The 24,774-nt window shown below is 62.4% G+C and carries 24 protein-coding genes; 7 read left to right on the top strand and 17 right to left on the bottom strand.

The genetic code is table 11. The features are described from left to right. On the bottom strand, window positions 1–798 hold the full coding sequence (gene pcaD / locus QTJ18_RS07800) for a 3-oxoadipate enol-lactonase (protein ID WP_252754016.1): 798 nt from the start codon (window positions 796–798) through the stop codon (window positions 1–3). Between the two features lie 91 nt (window positions 799–889). On the opposite strand from pcaD, the gene pcaQ reads away from it, so the two are divergent. Continuing rightward, window positions 890–1,813: a pca operon transcription factor PcaQ gene (pcaQ, locus tag QTJ18_RS07795; RefSeq protein ID WP_252754017.1), complete on the top strand. Its 924-nt coding sequence runs from the start codon at window positions 890–892 to the stop codon at window positions 1,811–1,813. Window positions 1,814–1,888: 75 nt separating this feature from the next. On the opposite strand, the gene QTJ18_RS07790 is transcribed toward pcaQ, so the two are convergent. The 3 genes from QTJ18_RS07790 to pobA all read right to left on the bottom strand — a co-directional run bounded on the left by QTJ18_RS07790 (window position 1,889) and on the right by pobA (window position 5,479). Next, window positions 1,889–3,103, bottom strand: coding sequence for an MFS transporter (locus QTJ18_RS07790; protein WP_252754018.1), 1,215 nt, complete (start codon window positions 3,101–3,103; stop codon window positions 1,889–1,891). 6 nt (window positions 3,104–3,109) lie between these two features. Beyond that, a complete protein-coding gene (locus QTJ18_RS07785; RefSeq protein WP_252754019.1) occupies window positions 3,110–4,159 on the bottom strand; it encodes an NAD(P)-dependent alcohol dehydrogenase in 1,050 nt (349 codons plus the stop codon). Window positions 4,160–4,309: 150 nt separating this feature from the next. Next, window positions 4,310–5,479, bottom strand: a complete 1,170-nt coding sequence (gene pobA, locus QTJ18_RS07780; protein WP_252754020.1) for a 4-hydroxybenzoate 3-monooxygenase — start codon at window positions 5,477–5,479, stop codon at window positions 4,310–4,312. 131 nt (window positions 5,480–5,610) lie between these two features. Here pobA and QTJ18_RS07775 point away from each other — a divergent pair, with 131 nt between their 5' ends. Both QTJ18_RS07775 and QTJ18_RS07770 read left to right on the top strand, forming a co-directional pair. Next, window positions 5,611–6,591, top strand: a complete 981-nt coding sequence (locus QTJ18_RS07775; RefSeq protein WP_252754021.1) for a helix-turn-helix domain-containing protein — start codon at window positions 5,611–5,613, stop codon at window positions 6,589–6,591. After that, window positions 6,551–6,892, top strand: a complete 342-nt coding sequence (locus QTJ18_RS07770; RefSeq protein WP_252754022.1) for a hypothetical protein — start codon at window positions 6,551–6,553, stop codon at window positions 6,890–6,892. Before QTJ18_RS07775 ends, QTJ18_RS07770 begins: the two co-directional genes overlap by 41 nt. A gap of 13 nt (window positions 6,893–6,905) precedes the next feature. On the opposite strand, the gene QTJ18_RS07765 is transcribed toward QTJ18_RS07770, so the two are convergent. From QTJ18_RS07765 to QTJ18_RS07720, 10 genes are read right to left on the bottom strand one after another with little or no spacing between them, the layout of a single operon-like run. After that, the gene (locus QTJ18_RS07765) at window positions 6,906–7,322 is read right to left on the bottom strand and encodes a TIGR02588 family protein (RefSeq protein ID WP_252754023.1); all 417 of its coding nucleotides are present in this window, start codon (window positions 7,320–7,322) and stop codon (window positions 6,906–6,908) included. 10 nt (window positions 7,323–7,332) lie between these two features. Beyond that, window positions 7,333–8,166, bottom strand: a complete 834-nt coding sequence (locus QTJ18_RS07760; protein ID WP_252754024.1) for a TIGR02587 family membrane protein — start codon at window positions 8,164–8,166, stop codon at window positions 7,333–7,335. Between the two features lie 13 nt (window positions 8,167–8,179). Beyond that, the gene (locus QTJ18_RS07755; RefSeq protein WP_252754025.1) at window positions 8,180–8,932 is read right to left on the bottom strand and encodes a TIGR04290 family methyltransferase; all 753 of its coding nucleotides are present in this window, start codon (window positions 8,930–8,932) and stop codon (window positions 8,180–8,182) included. Window positions 8,933–8,934: 2 nt separating this feature from the next. After that, window positions 8,935–9,978, bottom strand: coding sequence for a UDP-glucuronic acid decarboxylase family protein (locus QTJ18_RS07750; protein ID WP_252754026.1), 1,044 nt, complete (start codon window positions 9,976–9,978; stop codon window positions 8,935–8,937). Window positions 9,979–9,995: 17 nt separating this feature from the next. Further along, complete coding sequence (locus tag QTJ18_RS07745; protein ID WP_252754027.1) at window positions 9,996–11,117, bottom strand: CgeB family protein; 1,122 nt, start codon at window positions 11,115–11,117, stop codon at window positions 9,996–9,998. Beyond that, entirely contained in the window at window positions 11,114–12,202 is a 1,089-nt protein-coding gene (locus tag QTJ18_RS07740; protein ID WP_252754028.1) for a CgeB family protein, read from the bottom strand. Before QTJ18_RS07740 ends, QTJ18_RS07745 begins: the two co-directional genes overlap by 4 nt. Then, on the bottom strand, window positions 12,199–13,323 hold the full coding sequence (locus QTJ18_RS07735; protein WP_252754029.1) for a CgeB family protein: 1,125 nt from the start codon (window positions 13,321–13,323) through the stop codon (window positions 12,199–12,201). The genes QTJ18_RS07740 and QTJ18_RS07735 overlap by 4 nt, the downstream gene beginning before the upstream one ends. Before the next feature lie 2 nt (window positions 13,324–13,325). Beyond that, window positions 13,326–14,432, bottom strand: coding sequence for a glycosyltransferase family 4 protein (locus tag QTJ18_RS07730; protein WP_252754030.1), 1,107 nt, complete (start codon window positions 14,430–14,432; stop codon window positions 13,326–13,328). Then, the gene (locus QTJ18_RS07725) at window positions 14,429–16,459 is read right to left on the bottom strand and encodes an NAD-dependent epimerase/dehydratase family protein (protein ID WP_301557749.1); all 2,031 of its coding nucleotides are present in this window, start codon (window positions 16,457–16,459) and stop codon (window positions 14,429–14,431) included. The genes QTJ18_RS07730 and QTJ18_RS07725 overlap by 4 nt, the downstream gene beginning before the upstream one ends. Continuing rightward, window positions 16,456–17,565 carry an NAD-dependent epimerase/dehydratase family protein gene (locus QTJ18_RS07720; protein WP_252754031.1) on the bottom strand — a complete coding sequence of 370 codons (1,110 nt, stop codon included), beginning with the start codon at window positions 17,563–17,565 and terminating at the stop codon, window positions 16,456–16,458. The genes QTJ18_RS07725 and QTJ18_RS07720 overlap by 4 nt, the downstream gene beginning before the upstream one ends. A gap of 241 nt (window positions 17,566–17,806) precedes the next feature. On the opposite strand from QTJ18_RS07720, the gene QTJ18_RS07715 reads away from it, so the two are divergent. The 4 genes from QTJ18_RS07715 to QTJ18_RS07700 all read left to right on the top strand — a co-directional run bounded on the left by QTJ18_RS07715 (window position 17,807) and on the right by QTJ18_RS07700 (window position 21,941). Continuing rightward, window positions 17,807–18,793: an MDR/zinc-dependent alcohol dehydrogenase-like family protein gene (locus QTJ18_RS07715; protein WP_252754032.1), complete on the top strand. Its 987-nt coding sequence runs from the start codon at window positions 17,807–17,809 to the stop codon at window positions 18,791–18,793. Next, complete coding sequence (locus tag QTJ18_RS07710) at window positions 18,790–19,827, top strand: Gfo/Idh/MocA family protein (protein WP_252754033.1); 1,038 nt, start codon at window positions 18,790–18,792, stop codon at window positions 19,825–19,827. Before QTJ18_RS07715 ends, QTJ18_RS07710 begins: the two co-directional genes overlap by 4 nt. Window positions 19,828–19,926: 99 nt before the next feature. Then, window positions 19,927–20,085 carry a YqaE/Pmp3 family membrane protein gene (locus tag QTJ18_RS07705; protein ID WP_252754034.1) on the top strand — a complete coding sequence of 53 codons (159 nt, stop codon included), beginning with the start codon at window positions 19,927–19,929 and terminating at the stop codon, window positions 20,083–20,085. Between the two features lie 293 nt (window positions 20,086–20,378). Continuing rightward, window positions 20,379–21,941 carry a S10 family peptidase gene (locus tag QTJ18_RS07700; protein ID WP_489667243.1) on the top strand — a complete coding sequence of 521 codons (1,563 nt, stop codon included), beginning with the start codon at window positions 20,379–20,381 and terminating at the stop codon, window positions 21,939–21,941. Window positions 21,942–22,049: 108 nt separating this feature from the next. Here QTJ18_RS07700 and pcaF read toward each other — a convergent pair whose 3' ends face one another. Genes pcaF through QTJ18_RS07685 form a run of 3 tightly spaced genes read right to left on the bottom strand, consistent with a single transcriptional unit; the run spans window position 22,050 to window position 24,661 of the window. After that, a complete protein-coding gene (gene pcaF / locus QTJ18_RS07695) occupies window positions 22,050–23,255 on the bottom strand; it encodes a 3-oxoadipyl-CoA thiolase (RefSeq protein WP_252754036.1) in 1,206 nt (401 codons plus the stop codon). A 12-nt stretch (window positions 23,256–23,267) separates the two neighbouring features. Beyond that, window positions 23,268–23,957 (bottom strand): 3-oxoacid CoA-transferase subunit B, encoded by a 690-nt coding sequence (locus QTJ18_RS07690; RefSeq protein ID WP_252754037.1) that lies wholly within the window; start codon window positions 23,955–23,957, stop codon window positions 23,268–23,270. Then, a complete protein-coding gene (locus QTJ18_RS07685) occupies window positions 23,954–24,661 on the bottom strand; it encodes a 3-oxoacid CoA-transferase subunit A (protein ID WP_252754219.1) in 708 nt (235 codons plus the stop codon). Before QTJ18_RS07685 ends, QTJ18_RS07690 begins: the two co-directional genes overlap by 4 nt. Between the last annotated feature and the right edge of the window lie 113 nt (window positions 24,662–24,774).

Raw genomic sequence — 24,774 nt, 5'->3', positions numbered from 1 at the left:
TCATTCTCCCGGCAGATGATCGATGAATTGGCGAAGATGCGCGACAAACGCATCGGGTGTCTCGACGCAAGGAATATGCCCGGCGCCTGCGATAAGATGGAATGTGCCGTGCGGCAGCAGATCCGCAAAGGCCTTGACCACCTCGGGCGGCGTGGATCCGTCCTCGTCGCCGACCAGGCAGAGCGCCGGTACGGCGAGACGACGCGCGGTCTCGGTGAAATCGGCATCGCGAATGGCCGCGCAGGTGCCGGCATAGCCCTGGCTGGACTGTCGCGCCACCATGTTGCGATAGCCCCGATAATCGGCATTGTCGTCGCGCCGGTAGGCGGGCGTGAACCAGCGCAGCATGATCGGGTCCAGAATGCTCTCGGTGCCGCCCTGCAGCACCGCTTCGATGCGGGCGTTCCAGAGCTCCGGCGTGCCGATCTTCGCAGCCGTATCGGCAAAGATCACGGCGCGCACCAGATCCGGCCGCAACTCATAGAGGCCAAGAGCAATCAGCCCACCGACGGAGAGGCCGCAGATGACGGCATTCTTGATGTCGTAATGGTCCAGAAGGCCGGCGAGATCGCGCGAGAAATCCTCGATCGCATAGGGTGGCGTGCCGAGATCGGACAGGCCATGGCCCCGCTTGTCGAAGGTCAGAAGCGTATAGTCGCTGCCCAGACCTGCCAGGACCTCGTCCCAGATGCGGCGGTCAGTGCCCAGCGAATTGACGAAGACGATCGCGGGCTTGGCCGTGCCGTGATTGTAGATGTCATGGCTGAGGACGTGGTCGCCGATACGCACAAATCTCATGGGGCTCTCCTTGAGCCTGTTATTGCATCCCGAAAATGGTTAGGTAAAATGACATTTGTGGCAGTTAATGTTAACTTGCGGGTTATGGATCTTGATCGGCGCACGGGTAAAATACCGCCATCTGCAGACTTTCGTGGAAGTGGCGCGGCAGGGCAGCGTGGTGAAGGCTGCGGATCATCTCAATATCAGCCAGCCTGCCGTCACCAAGACGATCCGTGAGCTTGAAGAGGCGCTCGGCGTCTCGCTTTTCGAGCGGGATGGCCGCGGCATTCGCATCACCAGGCCGGGTGACGTATTCCTGCGCCACGCGGCGGCCTCTCTGACGGCGCTGCGGCAGGGCATTGATTCGGTTTCCCAGGAACTCCTGAACAATGTGCCGCCCGTTCGCATCGGCGCCCTGCCCACCGTATCCACCCGGATCATGCCGCGTGCCATGTCGCTCTTTCTCGAGGAGGAGACCCGCAGCCGCATCAAGATCGTCACGGGCGACAATGCCGTTTTGCTCGAACAATTGCGCATGGGCGATCTGGATCTTGTGGTCGGACGATTGGCGGCTCCGGAGAAGATGACCGGATTTTCCTTCGAGCATCTCTATTCGGAAAAGGTGATGTTCGTCGTTCGGCCGCATCATCCGCTGATTGCGGGCGGATCGATCTTTTCACGGCTGGGCGATTACCCGGTGCTGATGCCTACCCGCGGGTCGATCATCCGTCCTTTTGTCGAACAGTTTCTGATTGCCAATGGCGTCGCCACGCTGCCGATCCAGCTGGAAACCGTTTCCGATTCCTTCGGCCGGGCCTTTGTCCGTTCCAGTGATGCGGTCTGGATCATTTCCAGCGGGGTCGTGGCCGGCGATGTCGGGGATGGCCTGCTGGCAACCCTGCCGATCGATACCAGCGAAACCAAGGGTCCGGTTGGACTGACTCTGCGCACCGATGCACCGCCCTCTCTGCCCCTGTCCATCCTGATGCAGACCATTCGACAGGCCGCCGCGGAAGTCGTGGCCACCGGTTGACCGGTGACGCGGCGCGACGGCCGGCCAGACCCCTCTGTCGCGGCGCCAGTTCGGGCCCCTTCTTTCGAGATCCGTTCAGGCCGCCGCTCTGCGGTAGCCGCGCTGTTCGATGGCAAACAGGATCAGTCCCAGAACGCCGAGGCCGCAGCCGAAACCGGCGGTGCCGGCAAAGCCCGCCCAATGATAGCTGATCGTGCCCAGGGTGGAGCCGATCGCGCCGCCGACAAAGGCGCAGGTCATGTAGATGGCGTTCAGCCGGCCGCGCTTTTCCGGCGAAATGGCAAAAATGATCCTCTGGCTGACGATCTGGTTGGCCTGCACGGCGGCGTCGATCAGAACGGCGCAGACCGCCAGGAGGAAGAGCGCGCCGGATGCGGCGGCATAGCCGCTCACGGCGAAGAAAAGCGCAAGGCCGGCCATGGCAATAGCCGATAAAAGCATTCCAAGCCCGCGATCGGCGAGCCTGCCCACCAGAGGCGCTGCCAAGGCGCCGCCTGCCCCTGCCAATGCGAAGAGGCCGATCTGTTTCTGGCTGAGATCGAACCGATCCGATAGCGCGAAGGGGATGGCCGTCCAGAACAGGTTGAAGGCGCAGAAAATAATGGCCTGATAGGCGGAGCGCCAGCGTAGCACCGGCGTTTCGCGGATGAGGCCTCCCATCGAGAGGATGATCTGCCGGTAGCTGATGGTGCTCTGTGGCGCCTGCCTCGGCAGCATGGCCGCCAGCGACAATCCGATGAGCGCCATCAGCCCAGCCGAGACGAAAAAGATCGCCCGCCAGCCGAAACTCGCCGCAACGAAAAGAGAAACAGGTCGTGCCAGCATGATCCCGGTAAGGACCGCACCCATCACATTGCCCACCACACGACCGCGCCTGTGCAGCGGCACGAGATGCGCCACCCAGGGAATGAGGACCTGTGCTCCGGTGGAGCAGACGCCGATGACGAAGGAGGCGATGAAGAAGGGTATGACAGCGGTCGACAGGCCCATGGCAATGAGGCCAAGCAGCGTTATTGTCAGGGTCACCAGAACAAGGCGCTTGTTTTCCACGCGATCTGCCAGCGAGACCAGGAAAAACAGGCCGATGCCGTAGCCGATCTGGGTCGTGCTGGTCAAAGCGCCGGCAAGATCGGCATCGATGCCGAGATCGGCAGCGATCTCGGCGACCAGAGGCTGCGCATAGTAGATATTGGCGACGAGCGAACCCGCCGCCAAAGCGATCGTGGTGATCAGCGCCGTCGACGGGCCTTCGGTGCGTGCCGCGGACGCCGCGGGGCGATGATCATCCATGACGGGTCAGCCCTTCGGCAGGGTTTTCATGTCGATCACGAAGCGGTAGCGGACATCGCTCTTGATGACGCGCCCATAGGCCTCGTTGACATCCTTGATGTCGATCAGCTCGATTTCCGCCGTGATACCGTGTTTGCCGCAAAAATCCAGCATGTCCTGGGTTTCCTTGATCGAGCCGATCATGGAGCCGGCCAGGCTGCGACGGCCCGGAATGAGCGAGAAGGCATGCACCGGCACCGGATTTTCCGGAACCCCGACCAGCACCATCGTGCCGTCCACCTTCAGCAAGTTGAGATAGGCATTCCAGTCGATCTCGGTCCCGACGGTGCAGATGATGAGGTCGAAGCTGCCGGCAAGCGTCTTGAAGGTTTCGGCATCCGAGGTGGCGTAATAGGCCTTGGCGCCGAGCTTCAGACCGTCATCCTTCTTGGACAGCGTCTGGCTGAGCACCGTCACCTCGGCTCCCATGGCAGCGCCGATCTTGACGCCCATATGGCCAAGTCCGCCCATGCCGACAATGGCTACCTTCTTGCCCGGGCCTGCCTTCCAATGCGCCAAGGGAGAATAGAGCGTTATGCCGGCGCAGAGCAGCGGGGCTGCCTTGTCGAGCGGCAGGTTGTCCGGAATCTGCAGGACATACCCTTCCTTCACGACGATCGAATCCGAATAGCCGCCATAGGTGGGTGTCTCGCCATCGGCCTCGACATCATTATAGGTCTGCACCAGGCCGGGCATATATTGTTCGTTGTCGACATCGCGCGTCTGGCAATGGACGCAGGAATCGACGAAACAACCGACGCCGACACGGTCGCCGACCTTGAATTTCGAGACCTTCGCGCCAACCGCGGTGACGGTTCCAGCGATCTCGTGACCCGGTACCATGGGAAAGCGCGAATTGCCCCATTCGTTGCGGGCCTGGTGAATATCCGAATGGCAAACGCCGCAATATTCAATGGCAATGACGACATCATCGTCGCGCGGCTCGCGCCGCTCGAAGGTGAAAAATTCGAGGGGCTTGGACGCATCCGTTGCCGCATAGCCTCGTGCAATAGCCATGCTGATGACCTTCCGTTCTGTTCGAAAAATAGGGTGACGCTCCGCGAAGGGGAGCAACATCGTACTTAACGCATGTGAGGCCGGATCGGTTTGTTCGATCCGCCGCATTTCTTGCACGATCCTACGGCCGGCCGGACAGGGGATGGCGGTTCAGTAGGGCAGCCCGACATAGTTTTCCGCCATGGCCGTGGAGGCCGCGATGGAATGGGTGAGATAGTCCAGCTCCGCCTCCTGGATCTTCTGGCCGAATTCTCCCGTATCGGGAAAGCGGTGCATCAGCGTCGTCATCGACCAGGAGAACCGGACCGATTTCCAGACCCGCTTCAAAGCGCGGTCGGAATAGGCGTCGATCCCGGCCTGCGAGCGATCCGAGTAATGCTCGCGCAGGCCCTCGAACAGGTAATGGACATCACTGGCAGCCAGATTGAGCCCCTTGGCCCCGGTCGGGGGGACGATATGTGCCGCATCGCCGACCAGGAACAGTCTGCCGAACCGCATGGGTTCCGCAACGAAGGAGCGAAGCGGAGCGATGGACTTCTCAAACGAGGGACCGACGATCATGGCATCCGCATGATGGCTGGGCAGGCGTCGGCGCAGCTCGTCAAAGAAGCGATCGTCCGACCAGTCCTCCACTTTGTCCTCCAGGGAGCACTGGACATAATAGCGGCTCCGGCTTTCCGACCGCATCGAACAGAGGGCAAAACCACGCGGGTGGTTGGCATAGATCAGCTCGTGGCTCACCGGCGGAATATCGGCCAGGACGCCGAGCCAGCCGAAGGGATAGACCTTCTCGAAGGTGCAGATCGCCTCTTCCGGGACCGATTTCCGGCTGGCGCCGTGAAAGCCGTCGCAGCCGGCTATGAAATCGCAATCGATCCGGTGCGTAACGCCGTCCTTGTCATAGGTCACATAGGGCTTGTCGCCATCAAAATCATGTGGCTGAACATTCGCCGCGTCATAGATCGAGAGCGCGCCCGAGGCAGCGCGGACATTCATGAGATCCTGGGTCAGTTCCGTCTGCCCATAGACCATGACGCGTTTGCCGGTCAGTTCAAACAGATTGATGCGGTGGTCGCGCCCGTCGAAGGCCAGGGAGTAGCCGTCATGCGGCAAGCCCTCGGCATGCATGCGGGCGCCGGCGCCGGCCTGGTCCATGAGGCCGACAGTCCCCCATTCCAGAACGCCGGCACGAATGCGGCCGAGGATGTAATCTTTGGAGACCCGGTCGAGAACGATATTGTCGATGCCGGCCTTTGTCAGCAATTGGCCAAGCAGCAGGCCCGAGGGTCCGGAGCCGATGATCAGAACCTGTGTGCGCATGCGTCCCTCCCGAAAGTTGCGCTTTGTTCAGAAAATTGGCGGAAGCAGCGTCTCGCAACAATGGACATTTACGGCAGGAAATAGGACAAATCGGACATTGAGCGTAAGGACGGCGAAACAGGGACTTCACATTGGCGGCTCCGACCTATCATCTCTATGGCGAGGCTATCGAGGATCAGCGCGAGTTTTGGGTGCATTGCGAGACGATCGCCTCCCGCAGCAGCGAATATCGTTGGGAGATCGGCCTCCATCGCCACGACAGCTTCCTGCAGTTCTTGTACATTCGCCACGGATCGGGCGACGCGCTGCTGCCGCAGGGCCGGCTGGCGCTGACGCCGCCTTGCGTGATTGTCGTGCCGCCTGGACCAGTGCATGGCTTCCGGTTTTCCCCGGATATCGACGGCTTCGTCATCACACTCGTGCCAGCACGCTTCAAGATGGGCCGCATGCTCACCATTGCCCCGCCCTTCTTTGCCAATCCCGCCGTCGTCGCGCTTGCGGGGCTTGGTGCGGAAGGCGATTTCCTTTCGGCAACGCTGCTGCGTATCGCAGAGGAATACGAGACGGACATGCCGATGCGGGAGGATATGATCGAATCGCATGTCGTGACCGCCATCCTCATTCTGGCGCGCCTCACTCTGGCGCGTCTGAGCGAGACGGAGGCCGCGATGCCGCCAGCCGACATCCACGAGAGACGGGTGCATCGGCTGCGGGATCTGATTGCCCGCCACCATCGTGAGCAGCTGAGCGTCGATCACTATGCGGCCATGCTCGGTCTCTCCGCCACCCATCTCAATCGCAGCACAAGGCAGGTCACGGGCCTCAGCCTGCACGATCTCATCATGGAGCGTTCCATGGACGAGGCCTGCCGCCAGCTGGTCTTTACAGATTACAGCGTCCGACACGTGGGTGAGGGTCTCGGCTTTACCGATCCGGCCTATTTCAGCCGCTGCTTCAGGCAGCGTATCGGCGTCACGCCCCGACAGTACCGGGATGGGGAACGTGCCAAGCTCCGGAACAAAGAAGCGGCGGCATCTGTTAACCGTGAACAGCCTCGACAACCGGAGTATCATGATGAGCGAACATCTGCAGGAAGCGGCAAGCCACGGTAAGCTGGAGGTGGATGGCAGCCAGTCTGATATTGGTTACAAGCTCGTGGCTATGCGCGAAGATGATAATGCCGTCCGCATCAAGATCACCGTCATGGCTCCGCGCGACTGGTTGCTCCAGCAGGGCTTCACGAATGAAGGCACGCTGGTGCGCAACGGCGGCGAGCGCTTGCCCGTCTCCTTCGACGGAACGCTGGATGTCTCTGACGCGATCTCCGTGGAGCTCGACGCGAGCGATGTGATCTGCCCTTCGCTGGAAGAGGCGAGGCAAAGGTTTCCGGAACTGGGCGAGATGGCGGGCTGACGCCACCCGTCTGTCAGGGCTCGGTGTAGCCGCTCGGCTGCACTGCCAGCGCTCCCTTCGCCGGATCGGTCCTGAAGATCAGCCCGCCGGTGGTCGACGATTGGGCAGGCGCATAGTCGAATGTTGCTTCCGCCTCCTCCGTCGTCCCGTCGGGCAGGGTCAGACGGCCCTCAACGCGAACGGCCGCGGCCGTTGTCCTTGCCCTGTTGCTCAGATCGATCTGGACGAGGAAGTATTCGCCCCGCTGCTCCACCCTTTGCACCGTCACAGTCAGATCGGGGAGTTCGTCGGAGGCATTCAGCGCTTCGCTGCCGATCAGCCCGAGAAGCGCCACGACCAGCAGCACGGAGACAAGGCCCGTCATCCACTCGATCAGGCGAGGCTCCGGGGTCTCCATATGGCGCGATGTCCTGCGGTCCGTCACTGTCATTCTTGCATCCTCAGAGGACCAGGCGTGCCGATGCGGCTCCCAGGGCGCCCGGCACATTGAGCACCACCATGGACATCATGGCCTGTGTCATGGAAGTGTCAGTGAGGCGGCCGAAGGTCCACAACACATAGAGGCTGATCACGCAGGCGACAATATAGCCGGGAAAGGTGAAGCGGATCAGGGCATGCCAGCTCGGCGTATCGGGTTTCAGCTCGTGGGTCCCGCGAAACGAGACGGCATAGACGAAACCATGCATGATGGCGAGCGAAGTGACGATCGCCGCAACGGCATGCCAGGCGGTCATCTTGTAGGAAATCAGGATCACCTCCTCCGTCGGCGCAACGTTGAGGCAGAGAAACAGCGCGCCCACGGCCATCATGAACAATTCGCCGGCATAGCCGGTGCTCATTTCGTCGGATTTCTCTTCGTCTTCCGCCTCCTCGTCCCGCTTTCCGAACTGGCTGCGGCCGAGCATGGCGCCGATGCTGGCGGGGACAGCCTGTATGGCCGTTTTGCCCAGCCATTCCCTGATCGGCATGTCCGTGGTCAAGACGCCGAACAGGCCAAGCACCAGCCCGCTTGTCAAAATGGCAAGCGCATAGGCGATCATCGCATCGCGAAAGGCCTCTCGCCAGGTGAAAGTGGTTTCGAAGCCGATGCGGCGCGCGAGCACCACGAGCAGCGGGATGTTCACGAGAAGCAGCAGGAACAGGCGTTCGCGCGGCATGTAGAAGCCGATGAACCATAATTCCATCGTCATCAGCATGGGGAGGCCAAATATCAGCGCTCCAGCAGCACCGCGCAACAGACCGATTTCGAACTCGCGATGATCGCGCTTTGCCACGACCTCTTCCCTCTCAAGCACAGGGCGGGGGTTCGACAGCGTAATGGCGCTCTCCGCGCGTGACAAGATAGACTTCCCGCTCCGGCTGAGCGGCAATGACAAAACCGGAGGAGCGCAGCATGGCCTCCATGGCGGCCGTATTGGGGATGAACCAGTTCGTCGGGTCCGAGGCGTAGCGCTGCTCGACGAAGAAGAGTTTTGGATAATCCGGCCGGTCGAAGACGGCCCATTCCGAGAAATCGTAATTCTCCGAAAGCTCGGGAATCCGCTCATCTCCGCGCTGCAGGCACTGGAAGAGCATCTGGTCGCCGACCACGTGCTCGTAGAGCAGGTCGAGCGCCAGGAGCGGATGGCGCAGGTGATAGAGCACGCCCATGAACAGAACGAGATCGAACCGTTCCTTCAGCTGCGGCACTTCGTAGACGGACATGCGGCGAAATTCGACATCGAGACCCTCATGCTCGGCTGCGAAGCGTGCCTGAGCAAGATAATGCTCGTCGCTGTCGATGCCGACGACGCGCCCTGCATTGCGCCGCTTCATCTCCAGCGTGTAAAAGCCGGCATTGCAGCCGATATCCAGCACGCTGCGCCCCTCAAGATCGGGCGGCAGCACATGCGAGAAGCCTTTCCACTTGAAGGCCGGGTAATCGCCAAGGAAGTGATCGGGCGCCGTTTCGACGCCGCCGATCCGCATGTTCTGGAACCACGGCCCCAGTTCCTCGATCCGTTTGCGCAGGTCCGCCTGCTTGGTTCGCGTTGCATCCATTGTCAGGCTCCCAACGGGATCTGCTTGTTGCGATCATTCGGCATGCGCTTGGGAAGCAGGCGCTTCGTCTTTGCGGTCTGCGCCTCCAGCGCCATGAAATAATCGATGGTCTTGCGCAGGCCCTCGACCAGCGGCACCTGCGGCTCCCAGTCCAGGCAGGCCTTGGCGCGGGAAATATCCGGCCGACGCCGCTGCGGATCGTCTTTCGGCAGGGGATGATAGACGATGCGGGAGCCGGTCGGCACCATGGACAGAACCATTTCTGCCAGCTCGTTGATCGTGAACTCGCCCGGATTGCCGATATTGACCGGCTGGCCCGGATTGGGATCCACCTCCATCAGCTTGACCAGGCCGGCGACCAGATCGCTGACGAAGCAGAAAGAGCGGGTCTGCTCGCCGGTGCCGTAGATCGTCAAGGGCTGACCGGCCAGTGCCTGGACGATGAGGTTGGAGACGATCCGGCCATCGTCCGGAGCCATGCGGGGCCCGTAGGTGTTGAAGATACGCACCACCCGGGCATCCACCCGACCGGCCCGCAGCATGTCGAAGCAGAGCGCCTCTGCGGCGCGCTTGCCCTCGTCGTAGCAGGCCCTCGGACCGGTGCAGTTGACATTGCCGCGATAATCCTCCCGCTGCGGATGCTCTTCCGGATCACCATAGACCTCGCTGGTGGAGGCCTGCAGGAATGATGCCTTGTCCCGTTCCGCAATGGCCAGGAGCCGGCCCGTGCCTACGACACAGGTCATCATGGTGTGGACGGGATCCGCCTGGTATTGCGGCGGCGAGGCGGCGCAGGCCAGGTTGTAGATCTGATCCACCGGCTCATCCAGGTCATGCAAGTCGCAGATGTCGCGCTCGATGAACCGGAAGTTCGGATGATTCTGCAAGGGCCGGATATTCTCCTCCGATCCGGTCAGATAGGAGTCGACGCAGATGACGCGCTGACCCCGCGCAAGCAGCGTGTCGCACAGATGCGAGCCGACGAAGCCGGCACCTCCCGCCACCAGGACGGTCTTCTTCTTTCCGCGATCGGTTCTCTGCAGCATTGAATGATCCTCTCTAATCATGCTGGCACTCTTTGAAGGGCCGGTGCGCCGGCCTTCTTTTCACGCATGGGCAAGGCCAGCAGAGCCTCGACCAGGTTTCTGGCCCGCGCCTCGCCGGTGTGATCCTGAAGGATCCGCTGGCGTGCGGCAGAAGCGATGGCCAAACGTTTTCCCTCCCCCATCTTCGTCAGCGCGGCGATGACGTCCTCGCTGTCATGGGCAATGAGAATGGCTTCGCCATCCGGGAGAAGGTCGGAAAGGCCCCGCCAGTCATCGCTGATGATCGGGGTTGCACAGGCAGCGGCTTCGAACAGCCGCACGCTGGGCGACCAGCCGGCGGCAATCATGTCGGCGCGCGTGACATTCAAGGTGAAGCGCTGGCGGCTGTAGAAGGACGGATGTTCATCGGGCGGAAGATGGTCGATCCGCTCGACATTGGCCGGCCATTCGATCTCCTGCGGATATTGCGGACCCGCAACGACAAAACGCAGATGCGGCAGATGCCGTGCCGGTTCGATCAGAAAGCGCTCGAGGGTTGGCTGCCGATCGGGGCTGTATGTGCCAAGATAGCCGAGATCCCAGACCGGGTCCTCGCCGGTCGGCCGGTATCGAGCGGCGTCGACCGAGCAGTAAAGCGCCAGTGCGCGGGGCACGCCGTAGCGGCGTTCGAGCTCCGTTAGCGTGGGACCGCCGGTAAAGGAGAAGTAGGCGTCGAATTCGCGGATCTGTTGCGGCTCGAGATAATCCACCTCCCCGCGCTTCAGGGCCGCCAGCGTCACCGGCGTGTCGATGTCGTAGAAGCACAGGCGCTGCGGCTGGAGAGCGGCCACGGCCGCGATGACCTTGGCTCCGTCCGGAACATAGGATCCGACGATGACGGCATCGGCATGCCTGATCTGCTCGCCATAAGTGGCGATCAAGCCGTCGATCGTATCGTAATAGGCAAGCTCGCAGAAGTCCGGATGGGCGAGATCGCGGTTTTGCGCATACCAGGGCACGTCGCGTTCCAGGAAGAGGACCTTGTGACCTTCGGCATAAAGGCCGCGCAGCAGGGCGCGGTAGGTCGTCGCGTGACCATTTCCCCAGGAGGACGAGAGGCTGAGGCCGATGATGACGATGTTGAGGGGATGCACCGTCATTCGGCGGCCTCCAGGCTTTCGAAATGGCGTTTGAAGATGCGGTCCGCATCCTCGGCGCGATGTGTATAGGTGTGCTCGGCCAGGACCCGGGCCAGCGCCTTGCGCCCGATTTCCGCGGCACAGTCCGGTGTGAGACGCGCCATGATCTCCATGACATCCCGCCCGTCCCGCGCCACCAGGATTTCCTCGTCGGGCTTCAGGAAGAGATCGATCCCCTCCCAGTGATCGGTAATCAGGCAAGCACCGGCCCCGGCAGCCTCGAAGACGCGGGTTGCCGGGGAAAAGCCGTTCTTCGCCATGCTCTCACGCGAAATGTTCAGCACCGCTTTGGGCGTAACATTGAAGGCGTTGTGATCACGGGTCGGAACATGGCCGATGAGGCGGATATTGGGCGACATGGGCTTGTCGGCCCAGCCTGAGCCGCCCAGCAGGAAGCGCTGGTCGGGCACGCCGGCGGCGGGTTCGAGGAAGAACTGCTCCACTCGCGCCTCGCGGTCCGGCAGCCGATTGCCGAGAAAGCCGAGATCGGCCGCAAAGCGCGGCTCAGGCGGCACCGGATGATGGGTCTCAGGATCGAGAGCGTTGTAGATCGGGATGCACTCTTTTGCGCCCAGCGCCCGATAGGCGGAGACGACGGGGGCGCCGCCGCCATAGGTGAGGATCATGTCGAGCGAACCGAGCGCGCGACGCAGGGCGCAGGAGGGATCGCGCTGGATTTCCGACAGGGTTGCCGGCGCATCCACGTCCCAGAAGACGGTCATCGCCTCGGGCCTCGCATGGCGAAGCACTTCCTGCAGGAGGAGATCGTCTTCGAACCCCACGCCGCTGGCCTTGACCACGATATCGGCCGCCGCCGCCTCCTCCGTCACGCGTTTGAGAGCCGTAACCGTGCCCTCGTAGACGACGACGCGTGCCCAATCCGGCGGATCGATGTCCCGGTTCTTCTGACGATCGTAGACGTCCGGCTCGTAGAAGGTGATGTCATAGCCCTTGGCCGCCAGAGCGCGCAGCAGGCCGCGGTAATAGGTGGCGGCACCGTTCCAATAGGCGGAAACGAGGCTGGAGCCATAAAATGCGATCTTCATTCTGCAGCCTCCGAAGGCGATATCAAATGTTGAACGGATGTGGTTCCATGCGTGCCAAGGATGCTGAGAAGCTCATCCACCCGGTGGCGGCATGTGTGGCGTGCCATGATGGTTTCGAGGCCGGAGGCGATCAGCTCGTCGCGCAGGGCCTCATCGTGCAGGACATCGCGCATCAGCCCCGTCATGGCCGCGCCGGACTCGGCGATCAGATAATCCCGACCCGGGCGGAACAGATGTTCGGCATCGTTCCAGGGGGCGCAGATCAGCGGAATGCCGCAGGCCAGCGCTTCGAATACGCGGATCGTGGGTATGCCGGGCAGGTTCTCGACATAGGGCCGCCGCGGCACATGCACCGTGAGGCGGTGGCGGGCGAAGGCTTCCGGCGCGTCGGCATTCGCAATCCAGCCGCGATAGTCTATGCCGGCCGCCTTCAACCGTGAAAGCGCCTCGTCCGGATAGCGGACGCCTCGGACCGTGGCCGTCAGTTGAAGTTGCTTCACCGGGTCGATCAGGAATTCCGCCAGTTCGTCGGAGCGTTCGCCATCGCCCCAGTTGCCGATCCAGATGAGATCCCGCTCCTTGTCTCGTGGAAGCGGGCGGAACACGCTGTCATCGGCCGCCTCGTGCCAGGTGAAGACCTGCTGGCCCCAGCCGGCATCGAGATAGCGTTGGCGCAGCGTCTCGCCGAAGGCCAGCACCAGATCGTAATCGTCGAGGTGAAGCCCGGCGATCTCATGCTCGACCGAGACGGCACGGTGATGCGTATCATGGAAGATGAGGGTGAAAGCTGCGGAGCGGCGGGCCTTGCCAAGCCGTTCGATCAAAGCCGGATCGGTCCATTCATGGACGATGACGACATCGGCATCGGCGACCGCCGCCTCGTGATCGAAGCCGTCGTCATAGCTTTTCGAGCTCAGATCGGGGAACCTCACGCCAAAGGCATGGATGGCCTGTTCGCCCTGGTCCTTCAAGAGATTTTCGCGGGACCAGGACGTGCGGGGTTCCAGTGCCAGCGCCTCATGCCCGCGTCGCTGAAGGTCCCGCATGATACCGCGCAGGAAATGCGCATTGCCGTGGTTCCAGTCGGATACAAGGGAATGCGTGTAAAAGACAAACTTCATGATTACTCCGCTGCGGCTTGGGCTGAATGGCGTCCGGTGGCCTGCGCGTAGAGCTCAGCCATGCCATGGACCTGCCGGTCGAGGGTGAATGCCTTGGATGCGGTCTGGGCCTGGCGGGCAAGGTCGCTGCGAAGCCTCTCATCCGCGGCAAGCCGGTTAATCTGGTCCGCAAATTCCTGCGGTTCATGCGGGTCGGCGAACAAAGCCGCACCGTCCCACAATTCCCGATAGGTCGGAATGTCGGACAGGACGAGCGCAGCCCCGAGACGCGCCGCTTCCAGCGCGGCCAGCCCGAAAGGCTCGTAAAGCGAGGGCGAAACGAAAATGCCTGCCCGCACAAGATGGTTCATCGCCTCGGAATGGCTCAGTTCGCCAAGGCCGGTGGCGGCCAGAAGCGCCACCTGCTGGCCGCTCGGGCCATGGGTCGGACCCGCCATCAGGATCGGCCAGCTGGCATGCTCCGCCGCCTCATCGAGGGTGCGGCCATTCTTGCCGTCGTCCCACCAGCGCCCGGCTGCGAAAACGAAGTTCTGCTTGCGCGGCCATTCCGGCGAGAGCCGGGTGGCGTTGTGAACCACCGCAAGATGCGGCTGCGGTCCATAGGCCTCTTCCAGCATCACGCCATGCGAGCGGCTGGGGACGACGACGATATCGGCCCTTGCCAGTCCCTGCGCATTGAGCGTCTTCTGCCATGACCAGGCCTCGGGCACCTTTCCGCCCCGCATGCAGGCAAACCAGGTGACGACACAGGAATGCGAGACCGTCAGGACCGGAATATCGAGCGCCAGGCTGGCCGCCTGGGAGGGGAGGTTCAGATGCAGGAGATCCACCTTCTCCCCCGCCGCCAGTTCCGCGATCTGCGCGCCGGCACGCTGCGCGTCGGCCTCGCCATCGGCCATCCAGTCGAGCGGTGCCGGAAGCCAGACAAGCTTTCCGATGGCTTCGGCCTCGCGCCGCTTGGTGGCATCCGGTGCCGGGCCGAAGCCGGCGAAGACGATCTCCATCCGCTGTTTGGCCAGGCCACGAGCGAGATCCATGGCATAGCGCCAGACGCCGCCGACGGCATCCACCGTCATCAGAATTCGACGGGGGCGCAGGATCTGGTTCATGCCGTGACCCTCACCGCTTGCTGGAGCACCTGGCGGCCGCCAAAGCGATGATCGGCCAGCCATTCGGCCAGATGCGAGAGGCCGCTCTGCCAGCGGATCCGTGCACGCCAGCCGAGCCGTTCCTGCAACTTGCCCGTATCGGCGACGAAGTAGAACTGATCGCCGGCACGCCAATCGCCGAAGGAGGTCTGCAGCGGCCGCGCCGTCAGCCGCTCGATCTCGGCGAGAACGGAGAGGATGCTGACGGAATTCTGCGGCCCGCCGCCCAGATTGAACACCTCGCCGCGTATCTTGCCGATACCGGCCAGCACGCCGCGATAGGCGGCCACGGCATCGTCGACATGCAGGATGTCGCGAACCTGCTTGCCGTCGCCGTAGATGGAGATCGGCTCCCCGGCGAGGGCGCGGATCAGGAAATGCGCGACCCAGCCCTGGTCCTCGGTGCCGAACTGGCGGGGACCGTAGATACAGCTCATGCGCAGGACGGCCGTCGGGATATCGAAGGACTTGGCGTAGTCGAGGACATACTGGTCCGCAACGCCTTTGGAACATCCGTAGGGGGTGCAGAAATCCAGCGGCCTGCTCTCGCCAATGCCGCGCTTGTGGACGAGCGGATCGGCAGGTCGGTAGCGGTCGCCCTCGTCCAGCATTTCCAGATCGTCGAGCGCGCCATAGACCTTGTTGGTGCTGGCAAAGATCACCGGCGACCGGTGTCCCGCCCGGCGGACGGCTTCCAGCACATTGATGGTGCCGCGCGCATTGGCCTCGAAATCATCTATGGGCGATACGAGGCTGGTCGTGACCGCAGTCTGGGCGGCGAGGTGGAAAACGGCCTTGGCATCTTTGAAGGCGCCTTCTATGCCGCGCAGATCACGGACATCGGCAAGGACCGGATGAACCCGGCGCCCATGCCGCTCCCGCAGCCATTCCAGGTTCTGATCGACGCCCGGCCGTGCCAGATTGTCCAGGATCATGACGTCCTCGCCTTCCGCCAGGAAGCTCTCCGCCAGGTTGGATCCGATAAAGCCGCTGCCGCCGGTGATGACGACCGGCGCCGCGCCTGTGGTGATATTGGGAACTGCAAGCTCCGTGACCGCCCGCAGGCGGGGCAGCCCGCCCTCCATCAGGAGCCGCGCGAGAAGTTTCGGCTGGTTCTCGTGCGTGACGGCGCCGAGATGGTAATGCCGCGGATCGAACCAGAGGCCCTCCTGAACCGCAACATCCGGCGGGACATCGGCAAAGGAATACCAATAAAGACGATCCGCAGGAACCTGCAGGGCCTTCATGAAGCGTCTGGCCTGCTCCATCTCGTCGTTGCGCCAGGTGGAATAGCCAGTTTCCGTAATCCAGATCTCGGCCTTCGGATTGTGTCGGTCTATGACCTGTCGCATCTCGCCCAGATGCATGTCCCAGCCGCCCCAGCTGCCCTCCTCGCTATCCCAGGTGCCGGGAAAGCCGTGGAAGCCGACAGCATCGACCACGCCGAGAACACCCCGGTCGCCCATCAGGTTGAGCCACATCGGGTCGAAAGGGCAAGGACCACCGAGAACCGGCTTCCAGCCGCGTTCGCGCGCCCAATAGGCGGCGCCACCCACCATTTCGCAAAAGAGCGAAAAATCGGCATCTTCGCGCCAGTCCCAGTCGAGGAGATTGTTGGGCTCGTTCCACAATTCGATGTGCTCGAAATGCTGCCCATAGCGCGTCAGCACATGATCGACGAAATCGGCGTAATCCTTCAGCACCACCGGCGCTCCGCTGGAGCGTCCCGTGCGCGAGAGCGAGGGCGGGGTGTAGTGGATGCAGGGCAGGAGATCGATCTCGCGCCCGAGCTTCGGTATCAGCCAATCGAACCACGCCTCGCCGCCAGGTGCCAGATATTCCGCCCAGGAGAGGTGGGTTCGCAGGTAGGAGGCGCCGCTCTTGACGATGTCGGGAAGCAGGCGTTCCGTCCGTTCATATTCACCTGGGCGAAACCATTCCACAAAGCCGAAGGCGGGGCTGGACTGCGGGGAGGACGTTTCCATCATGATACCAGGCCCCGCTCCTCCAGTTGACGCTTCATCTCCGCGCCGCGATCGATGGCGCCGGCGGTGCGCACCCAGGCAGCAAGCTCGCCAAGCGACGTTTCGAGCCGGTGCTGCGGCTCGAAACCAAGCAGTTCCCGCGCCTTGGAAATGTCGGAGAAGCAGTTGCGGATATCGCCGGAGCGCGCTTTGTTCATGATGTCCGGCTGGAGATGCGGCGCATTCATCGCCTCTGCCAGCATGCTTGCGACATCGGCAACGGAATAGGACTGTCCACTGCCGACATTGATGACATGGCCAGAAGCGCGCGGCTTCTCCAGCGCCAGCCGGAAGGCACGCGCCACGTCGCGGACATGCACGAAGTCGCGCCTCTGCTGGCCGTCCTCGAAGATCATTGGCGGCTGGCCATTGGCAATACGAGAGGCGAAATTCGCCAGAACGCCGGTATAGGGGTTGGACAGGGCCTGGCCGGGACCGAAGACGTTGAACAGGCGCAGTGCCGTGGCGTCCACGCCATAGGCTTCGCCATAGATCAGGACGGCGCGCTCCTGCGCATATTTCGTCAGCGCGTAGATCGAGGCCAGATCAACCGGCTTCTCCTCATCCGTCGGGGCAGGCGTCAGATGCTCGCCATTCGGCCCCCTCGCCTCCCATTCGCCGGCCTTGATCTGCGAGGCCTTGCGACGCACCTGGCCAAACCGCCTGCCGGCCTCGTCGACATAAAGGCCTTCGCCGTAGACGCTCATCGAGGAGGCCACGACGATGCGCTTCACCGGAAGGCCGATCATCGCTTCCAGAAGAACCGCGGTGCCGAGGTCATTGCCGCCGACATAGCGGGCAATCTCATACATGGACTGGCCGACGCCGACCTCGGCGGCGAGATGCACCACAAGGTCAACATCCCGCAGCGCTTCCTGCACCTTATCCTTGTCGCAAACGTCGCCGCGAATGAATTCGACATCGGCGGGAATGGCGGCTTCCGCATCGCCATGCACCTGGTCGATCAGCGCGTCGAGAATGCGAACCTGATAACCGCCGGCACGCAGTTCTTCCGTCACGTAACGGCCGATGAAGCCGCAGCCACCTGTGATAAGTACCTTTTTTGACACGGTTTTTTGCCTGACGTTGGAGGGATGATGATGAAGACTTCGCCGGCTGAACAAGCGGCAGAAGCAATAGTTCCAGCGCAAATGACGCCTTTCGTGACGCAGCGCCGCCAAGCCGGCGGAAGGTCAGCATCTTTGATGACTTCAACAGTGTCATCTTCTTCAGGAACTCTGCCGCCTTTCCCCTGTTAGCTTCCCGTCATCGGCGCCTTGTGCGCAACAGAAGGAAAAAGAAGGGACAGGGATGGACACGCTCTCGCGAAGAACCAAGACCATGGCTGCGGCTGTCGTGACAGGGCCGGGCACGATCGAGGTGCGGCAGACCGAGCTTCCGCATCCCGGCAAGGGACAGGTAAGGATCCGGCTGGAAGGTTCGGGTGTCTGCGCCTCCAATCTCACGCCCTGGTCGGGTCCGGAATGGATGACGTTTCCGACCGAGCCCGGCGGGCTGGGTCATGAGGGATGGGGCGTGATCGACGCTGTCGGCGAGGATGTCCAGGGCTTTGCGCCCGGCGAGCGCGTAGCCGCGCTGAGCTACCACGCCTATGCGGAGCATGATCTTGCCGATGTCTCGGCCGTCGTGAAGCTGCCGCCGGCTCTGGATGGCGTGCCGTTTCCGGCGGAGCCCCTGGGCTGCGCGATGAATATCTTCCGTCGCGCGGAGATAAAGCCTGGACAGGTTGTGGCGATCATCGGGATCGGCTTCCTCGGCGCGCTTCTGACGCAGCTTGCCTCCCGTGCCGGCGCCTCCGTCATCGCCATTTCGCGTCGGCCCTTTTCCCTCGACGTGGCGCGACGCATGGGAGCGGCCGAGGTCATCGAGATGGACGATCACTGGCAGATCATCGAGAAGGTCAAGGCACTGACGCAGGGCCGGTTCTGCGACCGTGTCATCGAGGCCGTGGGCAAGCAGTGGCCGCTGGATCTCGCTGCCGAGCTTACATGCGAGAGGGGCCGGCTGATCGTCGCCGGCTATCATCAGGATGGTCCGCGGCAGATCAATATGCAGCTGTGGAACTGGCGCGGCATAGATGTCATCAACGCGCATGAGCGCGATCCGGCCGTTTACCTTCAGGGCATGCGCGAAGCCGTGGACGGCGTGGTGGCCGGGCGGCTCGATCCGTCGAGCCTCTATACGCATCGCTATCCGCTCGAAAGGCTGGATGAGGCCCTGGACGCCACGCGCGACCGGCCGGATGGTTTTCTCAAGGCACTGGTGACATACGCATGAACACGATGGTGATGAAAAGCGACTTGCAGACAGAGACCCGCCCGATCCGCCTCGGTTTCCTTGGGGTCGGCTGGATCGGCCGTAACCGGATGCAGGCAGTCCTCGACACCGGGGTTGCGCAGGCGGTGGCGATTGCCGATCCCAACCCTGCCATGCTGGAAGAAGCCTGCCGGCTTGCGCCGCAAGCGCGGGTGGTGGACGGGCTTGACGCCATGCTGCGGGAAGATCTCGATGGCGTTGTGATCGCCACGCCGAATGCCCGGCATGCGGCTGAATCCATTCGCGTGCTGGAAAGCGGGCGCGCCGTCTTCTGCCAGAAGCCGCTCGGCCGGACCGAGCAGGAGGTTCAGGCCGTGGTGGATGCCGCGCGCTCTGCGGATCGCCTGCTGGCTGTCGATCTCTCCTACCGTTTCACCGAGGGAATGCAGAAGATCAGGGACCTGATCCGCTCCGGCGCACTCGGATCGATCTATGCGGCGGACCTGACGTTTCACAATGCCTATGGTCCGGACAAGCCGTGGTTTTACGAGAAGTCGCTGTCGGGCGGCGGCTGCGTGATCGATCTTGGCGTGCATCTCGTCGATGCGGCGCTGTGGTCGCTCGGTTTTCCGGCGGCATCGGCCGTTTCCAGCCGCCTGATGAGCGGCGGGCAGGCGATCAGCGGAGACAGCGACAAGATTGAAGACTATGCGGTGGCAACGATCGATCTGGAAAGCGGAGCAACCGTCCGGCTCGCCTGCTCCTGGCGTCTTCCGGCCGGTCAGGACGCGGTGATCTCTGCCGCCTTCTACGGGACGGAGGGCGGTGCCCAACTGACCAATATCAACGGTTCCTTCTATGATTTCCGTGCGGAGCATCTGAAGGGGACGACACGGGAGGAACTGGCGGGGCCGCCTGATGCATGGGGCGGACGCGCCGCAGCGGACTGGGCGCGCCGGCTATCGCAAGGTGCGACCTATGATGCGGAGGCCGACCGGCTGGTGGATGTGGCAAATGTGCTTGACCGGATCTACGGGCGGGGGCTCGGCGTCTAGGCGCCGTGCGGACTGCAATCGGCCGCGGCCGGCATGAAACCAAGTGACGCCGGCTGCGTTGATGCGGCGACATCTATCCCTTGTTGACGGAGATTCATCGTGGACGTCATTCGCATCCTGTTTGCCATTTTGCTGCCGCCGGTCGGCGTGTTTCTCCAGGTCGGCATCGGCCTGCATTTCTGGCTGAACATCCTCCTGACGCTCTGCGGCTATATTCCCGGCATCATCCATGCCATCTGGGTCATCGTGAAGAAGTAGGCTTCGGGATCAGCCCGGGCCGGACGAATTCGGCCTCTCTCTTGATGTGCGTCGAGCCTCATCCGAGCCGGATGAGGCCGATCGCATTTGGATTTCAGCTTGTGCGGAATGGGTTGGCCGGCTGTGTCTGGAATGCCCGACCGATACGAGAGCATGGCTTTCCGGCCTGCGTTGCGCGCCGGAGGAAGGCTTCGGTCTCGCGCATCCGGTCTCGATCACCGACATTTGGCATAAGTTCATTCGCCGGTTACATCGCCTGCTCTACATTGAGTGGGATGATTGGGAGGAATGCGATGCGCATGCGTTCGACACTGGTTTCGGCCCTGCTGGTATGTTCGGCGGCTTTGCCTTCTTCGGTATTCATTCCTGTGGTGGGTCCTGCCTGGAGCCAGGAGCAGGATGAAGCGGCAGAGGCCGGAAAGGACAAGTCCTCTTCGGCAGGCGGCCTGCTTGCCATGCTTCCTGCCGATTCAGAAACCAAGCATGTGCTGCAAACGGATGAGGGCCCCCTGCCCTATACCGCGACGGCGGGAACGCTTGAACTGCGCGGGGCCGACGGCCAGGTCTCGGCCAAGATCTTCTACACTGCCTATCGTCAAACCGATGCAAAACCCGATCGACCCGTGACCTTCGTTTTCAATGGCGGCCCGGGGGCTGCCTCCGCCTATCTCCACATGGGTCTCGTCGGACCGAAAATCCTGCCCTTCTCCGGTTCCAATGGAGATGGCAGCCAGCCCGTTCTGCAGGATAACCGCGAGAGCTGGCTTGCTTTCACCGATCTGGTGCTGATCGATCCGGTGGGAACGGGCTGGAGCCGTGCTGCGACGGAAGACGGGGCAAAACGCTACTTCTCGGTGCGGCAGGATGCTGAGAGCCTTGCCAAGGCAATCTCCCTGTATGTGCAGAAGAACGACCGGCTGGCCTCGCCGAAATACCTCCTTGGCGAGAGCTATGGGGGGTTCCGCGCCGCCAAGGTGGCGCAGTCCTTGAAGAAATCGCAGAGCCTCATCGTCTCGGGCATTGTCATGGTCTCCCCCCTGATGGAGGGCCGCTTCGTTTTCGGAGCGGGAGATGACCCGCTGGCGGCAGCCTTGCAGTTTCCGTCTCTGGCAGCTGCGCACTTGGAGCGGCAGGGCCAATTCGATCCGGAACGTCTCGCGCTTGCCGACACGTTCGCGATGACGGATTACCTGACAAGCCTTGCCGGTCCGTGGCCGGAGGGTGCCGCTGCCGAGGCTTTCTACCAGCGCATTGCCGATTTCACCGGCCTGCCGAAGGATGTGGTGGCGAAGACGCGCGGCTTCGTGGGAGAGATCTATGCCAAGCAGGCCGCGGGTGCCGGCAAGATCCTCAGTCCCTATGATGCGGGAGTGGCGGTGCAGGATGCCTATCCAGAGGCGAGCTATGGCCGCAATGACGACCCGATCCTCGATGGTTATACGCGTGCCTATGGTGCCGGCTTCGCGGCCTATGCGAGGCAGGACCTCGGCTTCAAGACCGAGATGACCTATTCGCTGCTGAACGAGGACGTCAACCGCCGCTGGGAGTGGAATGATGGTCGCAGCGGCGATAGCCGAGTGACGGCGAGTGTGGAGACCGATCTGCGCGACCTTTTATCGACGATCCCCTCCTTCAGGCTGATGGTCGCGCATGGATATAGCGACATCCTCACCGCCTATGGCGCAAGCCGCTATGTCCTGGATCATTTGCCGCCGGACCTGGCGAGACAGCGCACGCAACTCAAGCTCTATCGCGGGGGTCACATGTTCTATACCAGGGACGATGATCGACGGCTTATGTTCAACGATGCGCGTGCCTTTTACGGCCAAAGCGGGACAACACCCCTCAAGCCTTGATGGCTGAAGGGTGCCGCCGTCCGATCCGCGTCGGAGAATCCGGGTCAAGACTCAACCAGGGTTTGGGGCGTGGTATGAGAAAAAATCGTTCAGTTTGAGGAGCGAAACCTAGACCCGCTCGAGCGCGATGGCGATCCCCTGCCCGACCCCGATGCACATGGTGGCGAGGGCGTAACGGCCGCCGCTTTCGGCAAGTTCGAGTGCCGCCGTGCCGGCGATGCGTGCACCCGACATGCCCAGAGGGTGACCGAGCGCGATCGCGCCGCCATTGCGGTTCACGCGGGCATCATCGTCGGCGATGCCGAGTTCCCTCAACGTCGCGATGCCCTGCGACGCAAAGGCTTCGTTCAGTTCGATGACATCGAGCTGGTCTGCGGTCAGCCTGAGGCGGGACAACAGCCGCTGTGACGCCGGTGCCGGGCCAATGCCCATGATCCGCGGCTCCACGCCGGCAGTGGCACCGCCGAGGATGCGGGCGATCGGCCGCAGGCCATGTTTGGCCGCCGAAGCTTCGGAAGCGATGATCAGGGCGGCGGCACCATCATTGACACCCGAGGCGTTTCCGGCCGTCACTGTGGCTCCGGACATCTTGTTGAGCGGGCGCAGCTTGGCTAGCGCCTCCAGCGTGGTTGCCCGTGGATGTTCATCCCGATCGACAAGCAGAGGATCGCCCTTGCGCTGTGGAATGCTGACCGGGGTAATCTCCTTCGCGAGACGGCCGTTCCCCTGCGCAGTGGCGGCCTTTTCCTGGCTGCGGAGTGCGAAAGCATCCTGATCTTCGCGGGAGACCTTATACTGGATCGCCACATTATCGCCGGTCTCGGGCATGGAATCGGTGCCGTAGCGCGAATCCATCAGCGGGTTGATGAAGCGCCAGCCGATCGTGGTATCATGGATTTCCGCATGACGCGAAAAGGCCGTCTCGGCCTTCGGCAGTACGAAGGGCGCGCGGCTCATGCTTTCTACGCCACCGGCGATCATCAGGTCGAGCTCGCCGGCCTTGATGGCGCGGGCAGCGGTGATCACGGCATCCATTCCGGAGCCGCACAACCTGTTCATCGTGGTGCCGGTGGCAAGCACCGGAAGGCCCGCGAGAAGGGCTGCCATGCGCGCGACATTGCGATTGTCTTCGCCAGCCTGGTTGGCACATCCGAGGATCACGTCATCGACGGCATCCCAGTCGACGCCGCCATTGCGCTCCATCAAGGCCTTGAGCGGTATGGCCCCCAGATCATCGGCGCGGACGGAGGATAGGGAGCCGCCGAAGCGGCCGATGGGCGTGCGGATATAGTCGCAGATAAAAGCGTCAGTCATCGATCTCTCTCCTCAAACCTCGGGCACGATCAGGTCGGCGATGGGGCCATCCGTATGCAAGGGCGCACCGGTCATAGCCTGCAATGCCTCAAGGGTCATCTCCGGCCGCTTCTCGCGGACGACAAAATGCCGGTCCTTGATATCGATCACGGCATGGCTGGTATAGACACGCGTAATGCAGGCGATACCGGTCAGCGGGAATGTGCAGGCATCGACGAGTTTCGGCTTCCCGTCCTTGGTCACATGCTCCGTGATGACGAAGACCTGCTTGGCGCCATGCACCAGATCCATGGCGCCGCCCACTGCCGGCACGCCCTTCGATCCGACGCGCCAATTGGCGAGATCGCCGGTTTGCGCCACCTGATAGGCGCCGAGGATGGCCACATCCAGATGCCCTCCCCGAACCATGGCAAAACTGTCCGCGTGATGGAAGAAGGCCGCGCCCGGCTTCAGCGTCACTGCTTTCTTGCCGGCATTGATGAGATCCCAATCCTCCTCGCCGGCCGGCGGGGCCTCACCGAAGTTCAGGATGCCGTTTTCGGTATGGAAGATCGCCTGACGGCCGGGTGGCTGGAAGCGTGCCACCATTTCCGGAAAGCCGATGCCGAGATTGACATAGGCGCCATCCTCGATGTCCTGGGCGGCGCGCCAAGCGATCTGGGCATTCGACAATTTGATTGCGTCATGCAGGTCGACGGTCATGAATAGGCTACTCCGGCTCGAATGAGTTCTTCTTCCTGCTGTGGCTGCGACACCTCGACCAGCGTCTTCACGAAGATGCCGGGGGTGACGACATGCTCGGGATCGATGCCGCCCGCCGGAACGATCTTCGAGACCTGGGCAATGGTGGTGCGCGCGGCCATGCACATCAGCGGGTTAAAATTGCGCCCGGCTTTATTGTAGGTCAGGTTGCCATAGGGGTCGCCCAGCTGCGCTTTGACAATGGCGAAATCGGCCTTCAGCCAGCGCTCCTGGACATAATGGCGACCATCGAACTCGGCGACGGGTTTCCCTTCAGCCAATTCGGTGCCGTAGCCGGTTGGGGTGAAGAAGGCCGGTATGCCGGCGCCGCCGGCGCGGATGCGCTCGGCAAGCGTGCCCTGTGGCACCAGCTCCAGTTCGATTTCTCCAGCCAGATAGCGCTCGGTGAAGGCGCGCGGGTCGGACGACCGGGGAAATGAACAAATCATCTTCCGCACCAGTCCGGCGTCGATCATTGCTGCAATGCCGATCCGTCCATTGCCGGCATTGTTGTTGATGACCGTAAGATCCTTGACGCCTCTGTCGATGATGGCGTGGATGAGTTCGATGGGTGCGCCAGACCCCCCGAAGCCGCCGATCATGATCGTCGCACCATCCGGAATGGCTGCCACGGCCTCTGCCAGGCTGCCGATTGTCTTGTCCATGGATTGCTCCGCTCCTCTTTTTTTACGTGCTCCATAAAGCGCCCGGCAGTTGCCAGCCGTCAACTTTTTTGTGCGATAATTGATTTTTGTTCGCATATCGCACATGATGTGAT

Source organism: Rhizobium sp. SSA_523 (genome assembly GCF_030435705.1).
Classification (GTDB): domain Bacteria; phylum Pseudomonadota; class Alphaproteobacteria; order Rhizobiales; family Rhizobiaceae; genus Neorhizobium.
Note: the sequence above shows the minus strand (reverse complement) of the source record. Positions and strands in the feature narration are given on the sequence as shown.